This window comes from Blastomonas sp. AAP53 (assembly GCF_000331245.1).
Taxonomy (GTDB): domain Bacteria; phylum Pseudomonadota; class Alphaproteobacteria; order Sphingomonadales; family Sphingomonadaceae; genus Blastomonas.
In genome coordinates this window covers 1-20,014 of sequence record NZ_ANFZ01000006.1, presented here as the reverse complement: position 1 = coordinate 20,014, position 20,014 = coordinate 1, and the positions used below count along the sequence as shown (strand labels likewise).

At 62.9% G+C, this 20,014-nt stretch carries 15 protein-coding genes; 7 read left to right on the top strand and 8 right to left on the bottom strand.

Annotated elements, in window-relative coordinates; translation table 11 throughout:
* The first annotated feature begins 4 nt into the window (after positions 1 to 4).
* Positions 5 to 721 carry an alpha/beta hydrolase gene (locus D618_RS0103020; RefSeq protein WP_017670009.1) on the top strand — a complete coding sequence of 239 codons (717 nt, stop codon included), beginning with the start codon at positions 5 to 7 and terminating at the stop codon, positions 719 to 721.
* Positions 722 to 906: 185 nt separating this feature from the next.
* Here the strand turns inward: D618_RS0103020 and D618_RS0103015 are convergent, their stop codons facing one another.
* A complete protein-coding gene (locus D618_RS0103015; RefSeq protein WP_017670008.1) occupies positions 907 to 2,883 on the bottom strand; it encodes an AAA family ATPase in 1,977 nt (658 codons plus the stop codon).
* Positions 2,884 to 3,294: 411 nt separating this feature from the next.
* Positions 3,295 to 3,984 (bottom strand): GntR family transcriptional regulator, encoded by a 690-nt coding sequence (locus D618_RS0103010; RefSeq protein WP_017670007.1) that lies wholly within the window; start codon positions 3,982 to 3,984, stop codon positions 3,295 to 3,297.
* Between the two features lie 112 nt (positions 3,985 to 4,096).
* Here D618_RS0103010 and D618_RS0103005 point away from each other — a divergent pair, with 112 nt between their 5' ends.
* The 4 genes from D618_RS0103005 to D618_RS0102990 all read left to right on the top strand — a co-directional run bounded on the left by D618_RS0103005 (position 4,097) and on the right by D618_RS0102990 (position 10,813).
* Positions 4,097 to 5,176, top strand: a complete 1,080-nt coding sequence (locus D618_RS0103005) for an aromatic ring-hydroxylating dioxygenase subunit alpha (RefSeq protein WP_017670006.1) — start codon at positions 4,097 to 4,099, stop codon at positions 5,174 to 5,176.
* A gap of 92 nt (positions 5,177 to 5,268) precedes the next feature.
* The gene (locus D618_RS0103000) at positions 5,269 to 7,416 is read left to right on the top strand and encodes an acylase (RefSeq protein ID WP_017670005.1); all 2,148 of its coding nucleotides are present in this window, start codon (positions 5,269 to 5,271) and stop codon (positions 7,414 to 7,416) included.
* A 132-nt stretch (positions 7,417 to 7,548) separates the two neighbouring features.
* The gene (locus D618_RS0102995; protein ID WP_017670004.1) at positions 7,549 to 10,473 is read left to right on the top strand and encodes a pitrilysin family protein; all 2,925 of its coding nucleotides are present in this window, start codon (positions 7,549 to 7,551) and stop codon (positions 10,471 to 10,473) included.
* 40 nt (positions 10,474 to 10,513) lie between these two features.
* Entirely contained in the window at positions 10,514 to 10,813 is a 300-nt protein-coding gene (locus D618_RS0102990) for a hypothetical protein (protein WP_026091224.1), read from the top strand.
* 54 nt (positions 10,814 to 10,867) lie between these two features.
* On the opposite strand, the gene D618_RS0102985 is transcribed toward D618_RS0102990, so the two are convergent.
* From D618_RS0102985 to D618_RS0102970, 4 genes are all read right to left on the bottom strand, one after another.
* Positions 10,868 to 11,347 carry a nuclear transport factor 2 family protein gene (locus tag D618_RS0102985; RefSeq protein WP_017670002.1) on the bottom strand — a complete coding sequence of 160 codons (480 nt, stop codon included), beginning with the start codon at positions 11,345 to 11,347 and terminating at the stop codon, positions 10,868 to 10,870.
* On the bottom strand, positions 11,337 to 13,013 hold the full coding sequence (locus tag D618_RS0102980) for a DUF885 family protein (protein ID WP_238550591.1): 1,677 nt from the start codon (positions 13,011 to 13,013) through the stop codon (positions 11,337 to 11,339). Before D618_RS0102980 ends, D618_RS0102985 begins: the two co-directional genes overlap by 11 nt.
* Before the next feature lie 278 nt (positions 13,014 to 13,291).
* Positions 13,292 to 13,744 (bottom strand): MaoC family dehydratase, encoded by a 453-nt coding sequence (locus tag D618_RS0102975; RefSeq protein WP_017670000.1) that lies wholly within the window; start codon positions 13,742 to 13,744, stop codon positions 13,292 to 13,294.
* Positions 13,745 to 13,899: 155 nt separating this feature from the next.
* Positions 13,900 to 15,834 carry an acetyl/propionyl/methylcrotonyl-CoA carboxylase subunit alpha gene (locus tag D618_RS0102970; protein ID WP_017669999.1) on the bottom strand — a complete coding sequence of 645 codons (1,935 nt, stop codon included), beginning with the start codon at positions 15,832 to 15,834 and terminating at the stop codon, positions 13,900 to 13,902.
* 65 nt (positions 15,835 to 15,899) lie between these two features.
* Between D618_RS0102970 and D618_RS0102965 the strand changes: the two genes are divergently transcribed.
* Complete coding sequence (locus tag D618_RS0102965; protein WP_017669998.1) at positions 15,900 to 16,232, top strand: GIY-YIG nuclease family protein; 333 nt, start codon at positions 15,900 to 15,902, stop codon at positions 16,230 to 16,232.
* Between the two features lie 38 nt (positions 16,233 to 16,270).
* On the opposite strand, the gene D618_RS0102960 is transcribed toward D618_RS0102965, so the two are convergent.
* The gene (locus D618_RS0102960; RefSeq protein ID WP_017669997.1) at positions 16,271 to 17,872 is read right to left on the bottom strand and encodes a carboxyl transferase domain-containing protein; all 1,602 of its coding nucleotides are present in this window, start codon (positions 17,870 to 17,872) and stop codon (positions 16,271 to 16,273) included.
* Positions 17,872 to 19,029: an acyl-CoA dehydrogenase family protein gene (locus tag D618_RS0102955; RefSeq protein ID WP_017669996.1), complete on the bottom strand. Its 1,158-nt coding sequence runs from the start codon at positions 19,027 to 19,029 to the stop codon at positions 17,872 to 17,874. The genes D618_RS0102960 and D618_RS0102955 overlap by 1 nt, the downstream gene beginning before the upstream one ends.
* Positions 19,030 to 19,129: 100 nt before the next feature.
* On the opposite strand from D618_RS0102955, the gene D618_RS0102950 reads away from it, so the two are divergent.
* Complete coding sequence (locus D618_RS0102950) at positions 19,130 to 20,005, top strand: LysR family transcriptional regulator (RefSeq protein WP_017669995.1); 876 nt, start codon at positions 19,130 to 19,132, stop codon at positions 20,003 to 20,005.
* The last annotated feature ends 9 nt before the right edge of the window (positions 20,006 to 20,014 follow it).

Sequence of the window (20,014 nt, the reverse complement as noted above, 5' to 3'; positions counted from 1 at the left end):
CATCATGAGCACCCGCGAAACCGTCATCCTCGTCCCCGGCCTGCTGTGCGATGCAGTGGTCTGGGAGCATCAGACTGCTGCCCTGTCGGAGCATTACGACGTCATCATCCCCGCGCTGACGCAGCAGGATTCGATGGCCGCGATGGCTGAGCACGTGCTCAGCCTCGCGCCCGAACGGTTTGCGATCGCAGGGCATTCGATGGGCGCGCGCGTGGCGCTCGAGGTCTGGCGGCAGGCACCAGGACGAGTCACCCGGCTCGCGCTGCTCGATACCGGCGTGCACCCGGCCAGCGCCGAGGAGCTACCCAAGCGCCAGGCGATGCTCGATATCAGCGCCGGGCAAGGCATGACCGCGCTCGCCGATATCTGGCTGCCGCCGATGGTCAAACCCGGCCTGCTGGAAAGCGACACCGTCCTGCGCGCGCAGCTGTACGCGATGGTCGAACGCATGACCCCCGCGATTCACCGCCAGCAGATCACAGCGCTGGTGAACCGCCCCGACGCCGCGCCTTTGCTCCCGCAGATCGCCTGCCCCGTCCTGATCGGCGTCGGCGAACTCGACCGCTGGAGCCCGCCTGACCAGCATGAACCGATGGCCGCCGCTATCCCGAACGCGCGCATGGTCGTGTTCGAGGGCGCAGGCCATATGGCGCCGATGGAAACGCCAGACGCCGTCAGCGCGGCTTTGGTGGAGTGGATTGCGATAGCGGTTGGGGGATAAGCGGCTGGAAGCGGCGTTTCAGTTGGCGGCTGCGTTTCGGGTGAAGTGCTATCGGGGGGACTGGTGGCATCTTGGTGGAGACATGCCATTCGCATCCTTGGGCCAGAGAAGGCGACTCTTCCTTTGAACGATGATAGAAAAGCCATGATCAGATAACGTCAAAATCTTCGCTGCGTCCCAGATGGTTAGGTCGGTACATGTCCCGCCAAAGCAGCTATAGCGTGGACGATGTTCTCGATTGTAGCGCTTCGCTGCCCCGCTTCACCAGCGCGAACCAGAACTTCCCTCATTGCAAACTCTGACTTGAGAACCTGCGCCTTCTTTTGAATGCCAAACGCATTGCGTACCGTGTTAATATGAGCTTCTAGGTCAACGATTTCCGATTCCAAGATCGTCTCCAGTTTGTCCTCAAAGCAAGCGAAACGAGGTTCGATCTTGTGCACTGCATTGACGAGCTGTTCATTGGGAACACCGCACATCCGCAGCAGGGCGCGGTTGCATTCCGCAGCCTCGCCATTGTCGCAATCCCACAGGACGAACGTGGGGATACCAAGGACCTCGAAGATTAGCGCCGGTCGGTCGATCTGCGTCTTGCCGCCGATCGGCAGTATGGCAACCCCGAGGCCTTCGAGATCAATCCCGAGCATCCCGGCTGTAGCGAGCAATGCTGCTTTATCGCCAGGCCCCTCAACAAGAACAGCCAAGTCGGCAAAGAACCCTTCTGCAACCTCTTGGTGAAGGACGTGGAGCCGAGCCCTGACGCTCTCCGCGTTGAAGTTGCCCTCGGGAACTGCGTGAATTTCCTCAAGCCGCCTCGCAATCTGATCCAAGCTGGCACTCGATAGATGGCACTCTTTGAAGTCCTGTCCGGCGACCAATCTCCGCCTAGCCAGACGTATCTCGTCGAAGCGGTCTGTAGAGATAAAAAGCGGGGAGTGTGAGGCAAAAATAACCTGGGTGTTGGTGGCGACACCCGGCAATGCGCCGCTGCTTAGTTTCGTCAAGACCGAAGCAAAATGACGCTGTTTCGTAGGGTGCTGGTAAAGCTCGGGTTCTTCAACCGCCAAAATCAACCCGGGCATTTCCCAGCCACCGCCTTGGGCCTCCGGAACTTCATCTTGAAGTTCTTCTGCTTCGTCTTGATTGGGGTCGTTGGCGTTTGCCGAGACCGCAACCGCAAGGTGCTGCAGCAGCGTGAGAATGAGTGCTCGCTGGAGACCGTGGCCCTTGCGGTCGACTGGTCCCTCAAACCCGTCGTCATCCAAGCGAACATCAGCCGTTGGAAGGGGAACAGAGATATCCACGGCGGGCTTCCATTGCAGGGCGACCGCAGCGTCCCGGTAGAAAACACGTAGGGTGTCGGACAACTGGTCCGAAAGCTCTCCAAGTTCATGGAGGTTCTCTGGATCGGTGAGCGCACGATACTCCTCGGACGCCCTCGCTTGCCAATCGCGAACGTCATTACGGCGCTGGATGGCGCTTCGCACCAGCAGTTCGATAAGTTGAGCGACAACAGCGCCCTTCGAGTCTGCAGCGTCTGCGACGACGTCCCGGATGGCAGGGATGAACACTAGCATACTCGCCTTATTGAGCATCCCTTTGGCGACGTTGGTAAACCCAAAAAACTGCCCATCATCCAGCATCGGCTCGCACTGATCGGGATGATGCTGTTCCCATTCGGCCATGCCTTTAGTGACTTGATCGGCGTTCGTGGCGGTTGCGAGGTCCGCGTAAATTCCGCCCTGGTTTCGGATGGCAGAGTAGGTCTGCCGGCGGAGCACTCCGTTGTCGGCGGTACGGATGGGTTGAAAGCCGGCGTGCTGAAAAGCCATCCCGTGGAACCGTCCAGTGTTTCGGGCGCCGGCTTCGAATATCCTCACGACGGTCATTTCGCCGCCCTGAACCCGTGATCCGAACTGCTCAAGCTCAGCTTCTGACAAGGACCCGAAAGTAATCCCGATCTCAATGGGTTCCGCGAAGTTGCGCCCAAAAAAGTCGTCAGGGTCCATCTGGGTAGATTGGCCGTAGAAGCGATCCAGAGCGCGAAGGATGGTGGATTTGCCTGCTCCGTTGGGACCGAGAAGGGCCGTTTGGGCTCCGAACTCGACAGTTTCCTCCCGTATAGAGCGGAAATTCCGCACCCGCAGTCGTCTTATTTGCATCCTGTACCCCGGCTCTGTTCTGTGGGTAGAATATCACATTGTCGAAGCTTTATTTCTATTCGAGCCATCATTAGCTGGAAAACGGGTAGCTGTCGATGAGATGAGCACGATACAAAACAAAACAAAGCATCAAGCATACAAGGTAAGCTGCCAGCGCGCCCGCGTTTTTGAAACATCTTCGCTTTTTCAATCGCCAGCAAGCCTCATAATGCGGAAAATGCAAAAGGCTGATATCGGGTCGCTTGCTACAAGGCAGCTTTCTTGAAGCCCGCGGCTCAGGGCCTGTCCTGAACTTGTTTCAGGAATGAGCGCGGGTGGTTAGTTTCGCATCCGGATCGGGAAGGAATTAGACGTTCCCCACGTGCACGGGAGGAGAGTCAATCTACGCCCCCCTCGCCCCCCTCGCCCCCCTCAAAGCGGCCCGACCAGCGGCATCATGCCGGGGATCAGCGCGGCGCGGGCGTGGCGTCTCATGCGGGACTCGGCTTCGTCCGGCTGGCCTGCAAGGATCGCGGCGGCAACCGCGTGATGGTCCTGGTGCGCGGCGTGCAGGTGGTGGCGGGCGCTGGCGAGGTCGTCCCAATCCACGGCCAGCGCGCCTGCCGAGGCCAGCGGGAGGTGGTTGTTGCGCGACAGGGCAACCGTGATCGCGCTGTTGCCGCTCGCGTCGAGCAGCAGGTCGTGGAACGCGAGGTTGTAGCTGTAGAACCGGTCGATATCGTCGGCCACGAAATCGTCGCCTGCAAACAGTGCGTCGCCTTGCGCCAGACACGCCTTGAGCTTGCGCGCAAAGGCGGGCGCAATCGGCCTTGAGGCGATGATCCGCACCGCCAGCCCTTCGAGCACGCCGCGCACCTCGATCGCATCCTCGATCGAGGTCGGCGTGGGCCCGCGCGCGGCATAGCCGCGCCGCCCGAGCCGGGCGACCAGTCCCTCCTGCTCGAGCGTGCGCAGCGCGGTGCGTACCGGCATGCGCGAGACGCCGAAACGCTCTGCCGTGCCGATCTCCGCGATCCGCGTGCCATCGGGAATCTCGCCCGAAACGATCATCTTGCGCAGCGCAAACAGCACGCGCTGGCCGGGCTTCATCGCTTGATCCATGCCGCGTGTTCATAGCCGTTGCGTATCGCGCGGCAAGCCCCCTGTTCCTGCTTGCACCGATCACAAAACGATATTATTGGATCCAATAAGAACATTGCAGGGAGAGACGTTCATGGCCACCGCCCCCGATCTGGAAGACCGCGCAGCGCAGGGCGCGACGGCCCCCTGGCCGCGCAACGCCTGGTATGTCGCCTGCATGCCGGACGAGATCGACGGCAAGCCACTCGGCCGCACCATTTGCGGCGAACAGATGGTGTTCTTTCGCGGCCCCGAAGGCGAAGTCGCGGCGCTCGAGGATTTCTGCCCGCATCGCGGCGCGCCGCTCTCGCTTGGCTTCCTGCGCGATGGCGCGCTTGTCTGCGGCTATCATGGCCTCGCGATGGGGTGCAAAGGCAAGACGACTGGCATGCCCGGCCAGCGCGTCGGCGGCTTTCCGCCCATCCGGACCTTCCCGGTGATCGAACGCTATGGCTTCATCTGGGTATGGCCCGGCGATGCCGATCAGGCCGACCCCGCCAAGCTGCGCCACCTGGAATGGGCCGAGGACACAGGCTGGTCCTATGGCGGCGGACTGTATCACATCGCTTGCGATTACCGGCTGATGGTCGACAACCTGATGGACCTGACGCACGAGACCTATGTGCATTCGACCAGCATCGGCCAGAAGGAAATCGACGAGGCTCCGGTCAAGACCCGGATCGTCGGCGACGAGGTGGTGACCAGCCGCTTCATGGACGCGATCAGCGCCCCGCCGTTCTGGGCGATGGCATTGCGCGGCGCTGGCCTGCCCGATGACGGCCCGGTCGATCGCTGGCAGGTCTGCCATTTCCACCTGCCGAGCAGCGTCGAGATCGAGGTCGGCGTCGCACCGGTCGGCGAAGGCGGCTATGATGCGCCGCTCGACCGCAAGGCCTATTCGGTGGTGGTCGATTTCATGACGCCCGAGACCGAGGGCTCGCACTGGTATTTCTGGGGCATGGCGCGCCGGTTTGCGGTGGATGATACGCAGCTCACCGATTCGATCCGCGACGGCCAGGGCAAGATCTTCGCCGAGGACATGGAGATGCTCGAGCGCCAGCAGAAGAACCTCGACCGCTATCCCGAACGGAAGCTGCTGCTGCTCAACATCGACGCGGGCGGGGTGCGCTCGCGCCGGATGATCGAGCAGGCGATCGCGGCGGAAACGGCTTAAGCGATTGATCGGGCGCGCGGTGACCTGCACGTCGCGCGCCTACCTACATCATTGTCAGTAGACGCGCGGCAATACGCTGATACAGTGCGGGCATGCTCCGTATCCTCAAGCGCCTGGCTCTCGGCCTCGTCGTCCTCATCGCTGTCACCGCCATCGCGCTCGCCGTCTGGGAGCCACTGGTTGCAGAGTCGGTCAAGGCGCCACCTGAGCGCACCTATGACGTCGAGATTGTCCGCGACGATTTCGGGGTGCCGCATATCTTCGGCAGGACCGACGCCGACGTCGCTTACGGCGTCGCCTATGCGCATAGCGAGGACGATTTCTCGACGATCCAGGAGGTCGCCGCAATGACCCGCGCACGTACCGGGGCGTTGACCGGGGCGGATGGCGCGAAAGTCGATTTTGCCGCGCATCTGCTCGACATTCGCGGCACCGTGGACCGCAAGTACGAGACCCTGCCCGCCGACATCCGCGCGCTGCTCGATGCCTATGCGGCGGGCCTCAATCATTACGCCGACAAGCACCCCGACGAAGTCCGCCTGTCAGGCCTGTTCCCGCTCAATGGCCGCGATATCGCCGCAGGATTCGTGCTGCGCTCGCCGTTCTTCTTCGGGCTTGATTCGGTGCTTGGCGCGCTGGTCGAGGACAAGGATCTACCGATCGAAGGCGGCCCCAGGCTCACCGGCAAGGAGCTGGCGCGCGTGACGCCGATCGGTCCCGAGCCGGACATGAACGGATCGAACGCCTTTGCCGTTGCGCCTGCCCGATCGGCCGACAATGTCACCCGGCTGGTCTCGAACTCGCACCAGCCCTGGCGCGGCGGCGTGGCGTGGTATGAACTGGTGGTGCATTCCGAAGAAGGCTGGGATTTCGCCGGCGCGACCTTCCCCGGGTCGCCCTATCCGTTCCTGGGGCACAACAAGACCCTGGGCTGGACCAACACGGTCAACCGCCCCGACCTGATCGACGTCTACAAGCTCGAACTCAACGACGACAAGACGCAGTATCGGCTCGACGGAACGTGGCGCAATCTTGAAGCCAGGCGCGTCTGGCTGAAGGTCAAGATGGGGCCGTTCACCTTGCCCTATCCGCAGACCGTCTATCGTTCGGCGCACGGTCCGGTGATCGTGAACGCCAAGGGCGCGTTCGCGATCCGCTATGCCGGGATCGACGAACTGAAGATGCTCGAACAGTATTTCCGCATCAACAAGGCGCGCGATTTTGACGAGTGGAAGGCGGCGATGGCGATCCAGGGCGTGCCCGCGACCAACTTCATCTATGCCGATGCCAAGGGCAATATCGCGATGTCGTACAATGCGCTGTTCCCGGCGCGCAAGCCCGGCGCAGACTGGCGTGGCGTGCTTCCGGGCAATCGCAGCGAGCTGATCTGGAAGAGCCATCTGCCGTGGAGCCAGGTGCCGCTGCTGGTCAATCCGGCCTCGGGCTATATCATGAACGCCAACAACACGCCCTATGTCGCCGCCGGCCCCGGCGATGAGCTTGACCCCGCCAGCTTCTCCCCGCTGATGGGCATCGAAACCGACATGACCAACCGCGCGCGCCAAGCGATCAAGCTGTTCGAGGCGACTGGACCCATTGATGCGGCGACGCTGGATCGCATCAAGTACGATGTCGGCTATGACAAATCGGATTACGCGACCGGATGGGTCACCGCGCTGCTCGCGGTGAAGCCCGCAGGCGACAAGAGGATCACACAGGCGCAGGCGCTGCTGCGCGCGTGGGACTGGCAGATGGACGGCAAGGGCAAGGGTGACGCGCTGGCGTTGATATTGATGCGCCCGGCGATGCGGCAGAGCTATCGCCGCCTGCCGCTACCCGATGCGCGCGAAGAGCTGGTGGCCGCGATCGATCATCTGGAAAAGCATTTCGGCTCGCTCGACCCCAAGCTGGGCACCGTGCTGCGGCTGCGCCAGGGCAAGGTCGATCTGCCGATGGACGGCGGATCGGATACCCTGCGCGCGGCGACGCTGTGGGATGTCGACGAAAAGGACGGCCGCTTTGCCGTGCGCCATGGCGACAGCTTCATCCAGTTCGTCGAATGGGATGCGGACGGCAATGTCGTATCGCGCTCGATCCAGCCCTTTGGCGCAGCAACCACGCGGCCCGACAGCCCGCATTACACCGATCAGGCCAAGCTGTTCGTCGAACACAAAACGAAGCCCGTCTATTTCACCCGAGAAGCGCTGATGCCCCATGCCAAACGACGGTATCGCCCATGATTGCAGCTTGAAACGAGGCGGACAGTCCTTATGGTTTCAATCAGCAACGGGTGGCGGCGCCGGCGGTGTATCGACCGACCGGTGACACCCGAACAAGACAAACAGACACGCTCCCAAGAGAGGCTCATTCCCATGCTCAAGCCCTTCCGTTCGCTTATTGCCGTTTCCTCGCTGGCCCTGGCCGTGGCGCTCGCCCCGGCACATGCCCAGCAGGCAGCCCCGGTCGCCGACCTCGTCAAGACGGTCAACATCCCCTATCAGCAGTTCATGCTCGATAACGGGCTGACCGTGATCATCCATGAGGATCGCAAGGCGCCCATCGTCGCGGTGTCGATCTGGTATGATGTCGGCTCCAAGCACGAGCCCAAGGGCAAGACCGGCTATGCCCATCTGTTCGAGCACATCATGTTCAACGGCTCCGAAAACGCCGAAGGCGACTATTTCGAGTATCTGAAAAAGCTGGGCGCGACCGATTACAACGGCACCACCTGGTTCGATCGCACCAACTATTTCCAGACCGTCCCCAAGGCAGGGCTCGAAGGCGCGCTGTTCCTGGAAAGCGACCGCATGGGCCATCTGCTCAACGGCATCACCCAGGAAAAGCTGACCAACCAGATCGGCGTGGTGCAGAACGAAAAGCGCCAGGGTGACAACCAGCCTTATGGCCTGGTCGAATACAAGCAGATCGAGATGCTGACCCCGCCCGAGCATCCTTATGGCCACTCGACGATCGGATCGATGGCGGACCTGCAGGCAGCCTCGCTCGACGACATGAAGAAGTGGTTCACCGATCATTATGGGCCCAACAACGCCATTCTGGTGCTCGCCGGTGACATCAACGTGGCCGAAGCCCGGCCGCTGGTCGAAAAGTATTTCGGCGACATTGCCGAGGGGCCCGATGTTGCCAGGCTGAACCCACCGCTGCCGACGCTCGATGCCGAGAAGGTCGCAGTGATGAAGGACAAGGTGCCGACCGCGCGCCTGTATCGCTTCTGGACCGTGCCGGGACTGAACGATCCTGATTATGCCGCGCTTGATGTGGCCGCCACTGTGCTGGGCGGACTTGCCAGCTCGCGGCTCGACAACATTCTGGTTCGGGAAGAGCAGACCGCAGTTGCTGTCACGGCATCTGCGCAACCGTTCGTCCATGGCAGTGTGTTCGAAGCCTATGTCGACGTGAAGCCGGGCGCGGACGTCGATGCCGTATCGAAGCGGTTCGATGCCATCCTTGCCGATTTCATCGCCAATGGCCCCACGGCCGACGAAGTGCAGCGCGTTGCGACGCGCGAAGCTGCAGGCCGCATCACCGGCCTGGAACAGGTCGGCGGCTTCAGCGGCAAGGCCGTCACGCTGGCCGAAGGCGCGCTCTATTCGGACGATCCTGCGTTCTACAAGAAGCAGCTCGACATGCTGGCGGCGATGACGCCTGAAAAGGTCACGACCGCGATGAAGAAGTGGCTGACGCGCCCCGTCGCCAAGCTGCACGTGCTGCCGGGCGAACGCGACGCGTATGAAGAGGTCGCCGGCGGCAGCGCTGGCCAGGCCACCGGCTCTGGCCCCGCCATGCGCACCCCCCTGGCTCGAACGGGCGTTCTGGCAGCACCCGCATTCTATTCGACCATGGCCGAAGATGCGATCGCGGCAGGCTCTGCCAGCAAGCAGCCGCTGGCGGCGATCGATCGTTCGAAGTTCCCCGAAGCAGGCGCGGTGCCCGATCTCGATTTCCCCGATGTCGAGGAAGCGACGCTGTCCAACGGCGTCAAGGTGCGCTTTGCCCGCCGGACCGCCGTGCCGGTGGTGCGTGTCGCCGTCAGCTTCGATGCGGGCTTTGCCAGCGATCCCAAGGACGCGCTGGGCACCAACAGCCTGATGATCGCGCTGCTGCAGGAAGGCACGCAAAAGCTCAATTCGGTGCAGCTGGCCGAAGCGCAGGAGCGGCTGGGCACCAACATCAATGCATCGTCGGACCTTGACCGCACCATCGTGTCGATGAGCGCGATGAAGCCCAACCTGGGTGCCTCGCTCGACCTGCTGGCGGATATCATCCGCACGCCTGCTTTCGATGCCAAGGAGCTGGAGCGCGTCCGCGTGCAGCAGCTCACCCGCATCCAGGCGGAAAACACCCAGCCCCAGGGCATCGCGCTGCGCAACCTGCCGCCGCTTCTTTATGGCACCAGCCACCCCTATGGCGTGCCGCTGACCGGAACCGGTGACCCGGCGGTGGTCTCCAAGCTGACTCGCGACCAGATCGCGGCCTATCACAGCCAGTGGATGCGGCCCGAGCGCGCGTCGATCTTCGTTGTCGGCGACACCACGCTCACCGACATCATGCCGATACTCGAGGCGCGCTTCGGCAAGTGGCCATCGAACCGCATGGCGCTGATGCAGAAGGATTTCAGCGCAGCGATCCCCGAAGGTCAGGGCCGCATCATCCTGATCGACCGTCCCAATTCGCCGCAGTCGCTGATCCTGGCGGGCCAGGTGCTGAAGGCCAAGGGCACCGACGACCTGCTGGCACTGGAAACCGCCAACGACATCCTCGGCGGTGATTTCCTGTCGCGCATCAACATGGACCTGCGCGAGACCAAGGGCTGGTCCTACGGCACCCGCACGCTGATCCAGCGACCCAAGAACGACGTGCCGTTCCTCGCCTTCGCTCCGGTGCAGACCAACCAGACCGGTCCTTCGGTGGCCGCGATCATCGAGCAGATGAACGGCTTCATCGGTGACAAGGGCGTGACGCCCGAAGAGCTGGACCGTACGGTGAAGGGCAACAGCCTGGAGCTGGCGGGCACCTATGAGCGCTCGGCTTCGGTGCTGTCGCAGATGCAGTCGGATGCCCTGTTCGGCCGCCCGACCAACTATGCCGAAAGCCTGGCGGCGAAATATCGCGCGATGAGTGCTGAAAAGCTTAACGGAGCGATGCGCGAAGCGCTCAACCCCAAGACGCTGACCTGGGTGATCGTGGGCGATGCCGCCAAGATCGAGGAACAGCTCAAGGCATTGAACATGCCGATCGAAGTTCGCCGTGCTGCCCCGGCAGCCGGAGACAAATAAGCCTGTAATTTTACTTCAACCACCCAAGAGAGGACTGAACATGTCAGTAGCTGGACAATATGATTGCGTGACCAAATCGCCGATGGGCGACCAGAAGTCGGTTCTGACCGTCAATGTCGATGGTGACAGCTGGACCGGATCGAACGCCGGCCAGATGGGCGCGCTCGACATCACCGACGGCAAGGTCGACGGCAACACGCTGACCTGGACGATGGATATGAAGGTGCCGATGCCGATGAAGCTGGAAGGCTCCGCCACCGTCGATGGCGACACCATCACCGGCCAGGTCAAGGCAGGCGCCTTCGGTACCATGGCGATGACTGGCACGCGCAAGGCATAAGCTTTCGCTGGAATTTCGAGAGACCCTCCCCGTGCTCGCCATGGGGAGGGTTTTTCATGGCCGGTGCGCTGCGACCGGATCGTTCGGATCAGGCGTTGCCGTCGACGATACGTGGTTGAGCGCGATCACCCAGCGTCCGCCGACCCGCCGCATCAGCCGGGTGTTGATGCCATATTGCGGGCTGTCTGCGCGGTCGAGATGATAGCGGCTGATCAGCTGCGCGGCATCATCGCTCAGCATCTCCACCTCGATATCGTAGAAATGCAAGGCACCGCGCCGCTCAGGCGCGCCGCCATAATCGCGCACATAATGGTCGAGCGTGCCCTGCCAGTCGTCCTGGAACTGCCCGCGCGAGACGAACACCACGCCTGGGCTCTGAAAACCCCGCATATAGCCCTCGAAGTCGCCGCGGTTCCACGCCGCCTGCATATCGGCAATGACGTTGCGGATTTCGGCCTCTGGCGTCGGCGCCTGAGCAAAGGCGACGCAGGGTGTCAGGAACAGCGCCGCAAGCGTGATACGCTCACTTCGCATCCTTGCCCGCGTTGGCGAGCTTCGCCTTTTCGCCCGCGATGAACTTTTCCATCTGCGCCTCCATCACCGGCAGCGGCACCGATCCCAGCGCGAGATACGCATCATGGAACGGCCGCTGGTCGAACGCTGCGCCCAGCTCGGCCTCGGCCTTGCTTCGCATCTTGCGCAACGCCAGTTCGCCCAGCTTGTAGGCCAGCGCCTGCGCGGGCCAGGAAATGTAGCGGTCGACCTCGGTCTCGACATCGCGCTGCGCCAGCGCCGTATGGCTGGCCAGATAATCGATAGCCCGCTGACGGCTCCAGCCCTGGGTGTGGATGCCGGTATCGATCACCAGCCGCACCGCGCGCCACATCTCGAACGTCTGCCGGCCGAACTCCTCATAGGGCGTCTCATAGATGCCCAGCTTGGTGCCCAGCCATTCGGTGTACAGGCCCCAGCCTTCGCCATAGCCCGAGAAATAGATCTGGCGGCGGAAATCGGGCCGGTCAGGGGCCTCCAGTGCGACGGCGGCCTGGAAGCTGTGGCCCGGATTGCACTCGTGCAGCGCCAGCGCCGGAATGTTGTACAAGGGCCGCGACGGCAGATCATAGGTGTTGAACAGGCAGCTCTCCAGCCCGCCGCGCCCGGAGGTATAGATCGGCGCGATCTCGTCGGGCACTGGGCGGATGGTGAAGCGATAGCGCGGCAGAAGGTTGAACGTCTCCTTGAGCTTGCCGTCCATCTTCTTGGTGACATAGGCCGCGTAAGACAGCAATTCGCGCGGGGTCTTCGCGTAGAATTGCGGATCGGTGCGCATGAAATTGAGGAACTCGGGGAAGCTGCCCTTGAACCCGATCTGCTTCATCGTCGCCTGCATGTCCGCATCGATCCGCGCGACCTCCTTGAGGCCGATCTCGTGGATCTGCTCCGGCGTCAGGTCGAGCGTGGTGTAGAGCCTGATCTGGTCCTGATAGAATGCTTTGCCGTCGGGCAGCGAATAGGCGTCGATCTGCGTGCGCGCCTGGGGCATGTATTCGCTGCGCATGAAGGTGAGCAGCTTGGTGTACGCGGGCACGACCGATGTCTGAATCGCCTTCAGCGCCTCGGCGCGCAGCGCGGCCTGCTCGGCTGCCGAGATGCTTTCGGGCATCGTGCGAAAGGCGTCGTAGAACGGGTTCGCCTCGCCCGCGACGGTATAGGCCTCGATCGTCTTGTCGCGGCCTTCGATGCCGACGCGCGGCACGGTGTATCCGCGCGCAAGGCCAGCGCGCATGTTGACGGTGTTCTCTTCGAAATAGCGCGGGATATCGTTCATCCGCCCGAGATAGCGGCGATATCCGGCAGCGTTGGCATAGCCCGCGCGCGGGTTCAGCCCGCCCCAGAAAAACGTGTCGCTGTTGAACGGCGCTTCATAGGTCTTGTAGGCGATGCTGTTGGCGTTCTCCCACACCGACTGGCGGAACACGGCGGCGTTGACCTGCTCTTCGGGCGACAGCTGGTCCATCGGGATGGCATCGAGCTGCTTCAGAACATCGGTCCAATAGGCCAGCCGCCGCGCCTGATCGGCCGCGGTCTCGCTGGAAAAGCGGTCGCCCTGCACCCAGCCCTTGCCGTCCCTGACCTGCGCATTCTCCTTCTGCCGCCATTCCCACTCGGCGTCGTAAAGCGCCTTCAGCTTCGCATCCATCGGGCCCGGTGCAGGCTTCTTGGCGGCAGCGGCGGTCGGCGGCGGCGCATCGTCCTGCGCCTTCGCGGGGACGGAAAGGCTTGCAGCGCCCAGCAGAAGTGAAAGGAGAACAGGAGATGCGCGCATGATGAGACCCCGGATGGACAGCAGTTTGGTGGGTCGCATTAGACGCAGGCCAGTGTCGCGGGGTCAAGGGGGCGACCAGCTTTTCGTATACGAAAATTGCCCAACGCTTAATGCTAAGCCGTTCTCCGACGAAAGCCGGAGAACAGCGATCGTCAATCAGGCTTGCGCTTTAGCAACGCCGATCGCAGGCAGCGGCACACCACCTCGTTCCGCTGGTTGATCAACTCGTGCGTGAAGGTCACGATCCCGGCATTGGGGCGCGATTTCGATTCCTTGAGGTCGGTCACCTCGCTGGTCGCGCGCATGGTATCGCCGATGAACACCGGCTTGGGCATGACCAGCTTGTCATAGCCCAGGTTCGCCACCAGCGTGCCGAGCGTCGTATCCCCCACCGACAGCCCGACCATCAGGCTGAAGGTGAAGGTGCCGTTGACCAGGATCTGCCCGAACTCGCTTGCCTTCGCCGCCTCGACATCAAGGTGCAGCGGCTGCGGATTGTGCGTCATCGTGCTGAACAGCAGATTGTCGGTCTCGGTCACCGTCCGGCGGATCTCATGCTCGATCCTGTCGCCGATGGTCCACTCGTCGAAAAATTTGCCTGCCATTGTTTTTCCTATCCCTTTCGCGTCCCGCCCCCTCTCCCCTTCGAGGGAGAGGATTGCGAAGACTTATGAGCGAAGCGAATTAGTCGAAGCTGGGAGAGGGGGCAGCAACACCAGCGTTGTCACGCGCCGCACCATCACCCTCATCCAACTGCGCGCTACTCCGCCGCCTCAATGCGCACCAGCAACGCCTCAACCTGCACCTGCGCGCCCTCGCTGGCATTCAGCTCCGCCACCACGCCATCGAACGGCGCGACGAGCGAATGCTCCATCTTCATCGCCTCGAGCGTCAGCAGCTTCTGCCCCTTGGTGACCGATTGGCCTGCCGTGACATCCACCGCGATGACCTTGCCGGGCATGGGGGAGAGGATGGAACCGGAAGAGGCTGCGCCCACGCCCGAACCACCAGCGCGATACAGGCGGAAAAACCCTGACCAGCCCTCGTAGTCAAACGCAAAAATACCCCCATCGACCGTCTTAGCCATGGGAATATCCCAGATGGACTTGTCTGAGACAGGTGCTTCAAGAACCGCTCCATCAAACTCGACCAAGATTGTTGCTGGCCGTGGGGTAGCATTAAGTCTGAAACCCGTAAGACCAGCAGCTTGCTCACTTTCCTGATCAATGTCAGTGGTTCCCTCTGGGTATCGGCCTTGAGCATGTTGCGATGCCAAGAGGCCAACAGCTTCAAGGACATTTTCTGGCGGTTTACTCGATGGAAGAACAGCATCAAGCGTTCGCTCGATAAAGCCTGTATCAACTTCACCTGCCGCGAATTCAGGGTGGCTTACGAGATTTCGAAGAAAGCCGGCGTTCCATTTGACTGGAAAGCAGTGAGAATGACCCAGCTTGGTTGCCAACGCGTCCATAGCCTCATCGCGCGAGCTCCTGTGGACGATCATTTTCGCAATCATCGGGTCATAAAAGGGCGAAACCTCTGCCCCCTGTTCCACACCGGTATCAATGCGAACGGGACCATCTCTCCGGTTGCTTTGTGAGAGGTAGAATTTCTCCAGCCGCCCCGTGCTCGGCAAGAACCCCTTCGCCGGGTCCTCCGCATACAACCGCGCTTCCATCGCCCAGCCGTTGATGCTGAGCTCATCCTGCCGCTTGGGCAATGGCTCCCCGCTCGCCACGCGCAGTTGCCATTCGACCAGATCGACCCCGGTGATTTCCTCGGTCACCGGATGCTCGACCTGCAGCCGCGTGTTCATTTCCATGAACCAGATGCGATCCGCGCGGAGCCCCTCGGAGCCGTCGGCGATGAACTCGATCGTGCCTGCGCCTTCGTAATCCACTGCCTTGGCCGCGCGCACTGCCGCACCGCACACCGCCTCGCGCGTCGCTGCATCCATGCCGGGCGCAGGCGCTTCCTCGATCACCTTCTGGTGGCGGCGCTGCAGCGAGCAATCGCGTTCGAACAGGTGGACGACATTGCCGTGAGAGTCGCCGAACACCTGCACCTCGATATGCCGCGGGCTTTCGATCCATTTTTCGAGCAGCACGACATCGTTGCCGAAACTCGCCGCCGCCTCGCGCTTGCAGCTGATGAGTGCGTCGGCGAAATCCGCCGGTGCATCGACCTTGCGCATCCCCTTGCCGCCGCCGCCCGCGACCGCCTTGATCAGCACCGGATAGCCGATGTTAGCGGCCTGTTGGGCGAGAAAATCGGGGTCCTGATTGTCGCCCAGATAGCCCGGTGTGGTCGGAACGCCCGCTGCATCCATCAGCTTCTTCGCCGCATCCTTGAGCCCCATCGCGCGGATCGAATCCGGCTTCGGCCCCACCCAGATCAGCCCTGCGTCGATCACGGCCTGCGCGAACTCGGCGTTTTCGGAGAGGAAGCCATAGCCCGGATGGATCGCCTCCGCGCCGGTTTGCTTAGCGGCAGCGATGATCTTCTCACCCACGAGGTAGGATTCCCGCGCAGGCGACGGCCCGATATGCACTGCCTCATCGGCAGAGCGCACATGCAGCGCCTTGGCGTCGGCGTCCGAATACACCGCGATCGTGCGCACACCCATGGCGCGCGCGGTGCGGATGATCCGGCAGGCAATCTCGCCCCGGTTGGCGATGAGGAGGGATTTCAGCATGGGGCGCAACCTTCTTCGTCACCCTGAACTTGTTTCAGGGCCCATTTCACGGCATTTTCCGGGCGATGATCGACCGCCAGCCGTGCGTCTATATCTTGGCCAGCGCACCCTATGGCACGCTGTACATCGGCGTGACGTCCAACCTTCTCGGTCGCCTGCACGAACACCGCAGCGATACATTCAAAGGCTTCACCTCGCGCTATCAGGTCCATCGTCTGATGCGCTTCGAACTGTTCGACAGGATGGAAAGCGCCATCGAGCGGGAGAAGCAGCTCAAGCGTTGGCACCGGCAGTGGAAGATCAACCTGATCGAGAGCGACAACCCGCATTGGGTGGACCTGGCGGTGGGCTTTGGCTTTAATCCTGTGCCGCCGCGCGGCATGCGCCATGGGCCCTGAAACAAGTTCAGGGTGACGGAGTTGGGTTGCCCCTTCCCTCACATCCGGAACACGCCGAACCGCGTGCCCTCCTCGACCGGAGCATTCAGGCACGCGGCAAACGCCAGGCCCAGCACATCCCTCGTCTGCGCGGGGTCGATGATGCCGTCGTCCCACAACCGCGAGGTGGCGTGATAGGGGCTGCCCTGCGCTTCATAGTCGTCGCGGATCGGCTGCTTGAACGCCTCGGCCTGCTCGGGCGTCCAGCTGTCGGCATCGCGGTGCACGGTCGCCAGCACGGACGCGGCCTGTTCGCCGCCCATGACCGAAATCCGCGAATTGGGCCAGCTGAACAGGAACCGGGGCGAATACGCGCGCCCGCACATTCCGTAATTGCCCGCACCGAAGCTGCCGCCGATCAGCACGGTGACCTTGGGCACGCTCGCGGTTGCGACCGCGGTCACCAGCTTGGCGCCATGCTTGGCGATGCCTTCCGCCTCATACTTGCCGCCGACCATGAAGCCGCTGATGTTCTGCAGGAACAGCAACGGAATGCGCCGCTGGCAGGCGAGCTCGATGAAATGCGCGCCCTTGACCGCGCTCTCGCTGAACAGCACGCCGTTGTTGGCGAGGATCGCGACCGGCATCCCCCAGATATGCGCAAAGCCGCACACCAAAGAGCTGCCATACAGCGCCTTGAACTCGTGGAACTCGCTACCGTCGACCAGCCGCGCGATCACCTCGTGCACGTCATACGGCGCGCGGACATCCGACGGGATGATGCCGTACAGCTCTTCGCCATCGAACTTGGGCGGCCGCGGATCGCGCAGGTCGATATTGGGCTTGGGGATCGGCCCCAGGTGCGAGACGATATCGCGCACGATGGTGAGAGCGTGCTCGTCATTCTCCGCGACATGATCGACCACGCCCGACTTGCGCCCGTGCAGGTCGCCGCCGCCCAGATCTTCGGCGCTGATTTCCTCGCCAGTCGCGGCCTTGACCAGCGGGGGACCAGCGAGGAAGATCGTGCCCTGGTTGCGGACGATCACGCTCTCGTCAGACATGGCGGGCACGTATGCGCCGCCCGCGGTGCAGCTGCCCATCACGCAGGCGATCTGCGGAATGCCTTTCGCGCTCATGTTCGCCTGGTTGAAGAAGATGCGGCCGAAATGGTCGCGGTCGGGGAAGACCTCGGCCTGGTGCGGCAGGTTCGCGCCGCCCGAGTCCACCAGATAGATGCACGGCAGCCGGTTGGCCTCGGCGATCTCCTGCGCGCGAAGGTGCTTCTTCACCGTCATCGGGTAATAGGTGCCGCCTTTGACGGTGGCGTCGTTGCACACGATCATGCACTGGCGGCCCGAGACGCGACCGATTCCGGCGATCATGCCCGCGCCGGGGATCTCGCCATCATACAGATCACACGCTGCCAGCTGGCCGATCTCGAGGAAAGGCGAGCCCGGATCGAGTAGCCGTTCGACGCGTTCGCGCGGCAGCAGCTTGCCCCGCGATGTGTGCCGCTCGCGCGACTTGGCATTGCCGCCCAAGGCAGCCTCGGCGACCTTGGTCCACAGCTCATCGCGCAAGGTGACGTTGTGCGCGTATGCTGCGCGGTAAGACTCTGAATTCGTGTCGATCTTGGTATCGAGCGTGGGCGCGGTCATCACCGCGCTCCGATCAGTTCGCGCGCGATCAGAAAGCGGCGGATCTCGTTCGTCCCCGCGCCGATATCGTACAGCTTGGCATCGCGCAGGAAGCGTTCGACCGGCCAGTCGGTGGTGTAGCCTGCCCCGCCCAAAGCCTGGATCGCCTCGAGCGAGCATTTCACCGCGTTCTCGCTGGCCAGCAAAATCGCGCCTGCGGCATCGAAGCGCGTCGTCTTGCCCGCATCGCACGCCCGCGCCACCGCATAGACATAGGCGCGCGCACTGTTCAGCGCGACGTACATGTCGGCGACCTTGGCCTGCACCATCTGGAACGATCCGATGGGCGATCCGAACTGCTTGCGCTCGCGCACATAGGGCAGCACCACGTCGAGGCACGCCTGCATGATGCCCAGCGGCCCGGCAGCGAGCACCGCGCGCTCGTAATCCAGCCCGCTCATCAGCACGCCGACGCCCCCGTTCAGCGGGCCCATGATGTTCTCTTCCGGCACGAAGCAATCGTTGAACACCAGCTCCGCCGTGGGGCTGCCGCGCATCCCCATCTTCTGGATCTTCTGGCCGATGCTGAATCCCGGCATGTCCTTTTCGATGATGAACGCGGTAATCCCGCCCGATCCCTCACCCGTCTTGGCATAGACGATCAGCGTCTGGGCATAAGCCGAGTTGGTGATCCAGAACTTGGTGCCGTTGAGCCGGTATCCACCCGCAACCGCGTCTGCCTTGAGCTTCATCGAGACCACGTCCGAGCCCGCGCCCACTTCGGACATCGCCAGCGATCCGACATGCTCGCCCGAGATCAGCCCGGGCAGATACTTGGCCTTCTGCTCCGGATTGCCCCAGCGGCGCAGCTGGTTGACGCACAGGTTCGAGTGCGCGCCATACGACAGGCCCAGCGAGGCACTCGCGCGGCTCACCTCTTCCATCGCAATGACGTGTTCCAGATAGCCAAGGCCCAGGCCACCGTCTTCCTCGCCCACGGTGATGCCGTGCAGGCCGAGCGCGCCCATCTGCGGCCACAGCTCGATCGGGAACCAGTCTTCGGCGTCGATCTTCGCGGCGATCGGCGCGATCTTGTCGGCGGAAAAGCGCGCGGTGGTGTCGCGGATCATGTCGGCGGCCTCGCCCAGAGCGAAGTCGAAATCGGGCATATTGGACATTATGGCATCCTCTCCAGAGGCTTATGATTGCGCCGGTTTTATCGCCATCCGTCAACAAAGGAAAATTGATATCGACCGGGGTTTATCCTAGACGGCATCTATGATCGAACGCTATCTGCTGCGCTACTTCCTCGCCGTGGTCGAGCATGGCAATTTCACCCGCGCGGCGGAAAGCTGCAACGTCACCCAGCCGACGCTGTCGGTGGGCATCGCGCGGCTGGAGGAGAGCGTGGGGCAGCGGCTGTTCCACCGATCGAACCGGCGGGTCGACCTGACGCCAACGGGAGCGCAGTTCGCCGAGCACGCGCGGCGGATCGAGGCGCAGTTCAACCTGGCCGAAGAGGCGATGAAGCAGCATCGGCCCGATGCGATCCTGCGGCTGGGCGTGCTTTCCACCCTCCCCTCGGGCATCATCGCCGCGATCGCGCATAGCCTGAGCGAGATCGACGGCCTGCGCACCGAGTTCGTCGAGGGCCGCGCGAGCGAGTTGCAGGACCGGCTGGACGCGGCGCGGATCGACATGGCCATCACCACCGAGCCGCAGGGACGCCACCGCGCGCAGTTCGATCCCGTCGCAACCGAAGGCTATGGCCTCGCCCTGCCCGCCAGCCACCCGCTTGCCCAGCGCGCCAGAATCGCCGCGCACGAGCTCGCCGACAACGTGATGCTGGTGCGCCGCCATTGCGAGCTGCTCACTGCGACCAGCCAGCACTTCACGGCAAGAGGCGTCCGCCCCTTCTTCGCGGCAAGATCCCGCAACGACGACCGCATCCTGGCGCTGGTCGCAGCAGGCGTCGGCGTGACGGTGATGCCGGATTGTTTCACCGCACCGGGCGTGGCGCGCGTGCCGATGGAAGACTTCGCGCATATGCGGACTTTGGGGCTGCTGGTGCGCAAGGCGGACGCGGTGCCAGAGGCGGTGATGGCGCGGGTGCGCGGGGTACTAGCGGAGCGGATTGGTGGGGTTTGGGGGTGATGGGGGGGG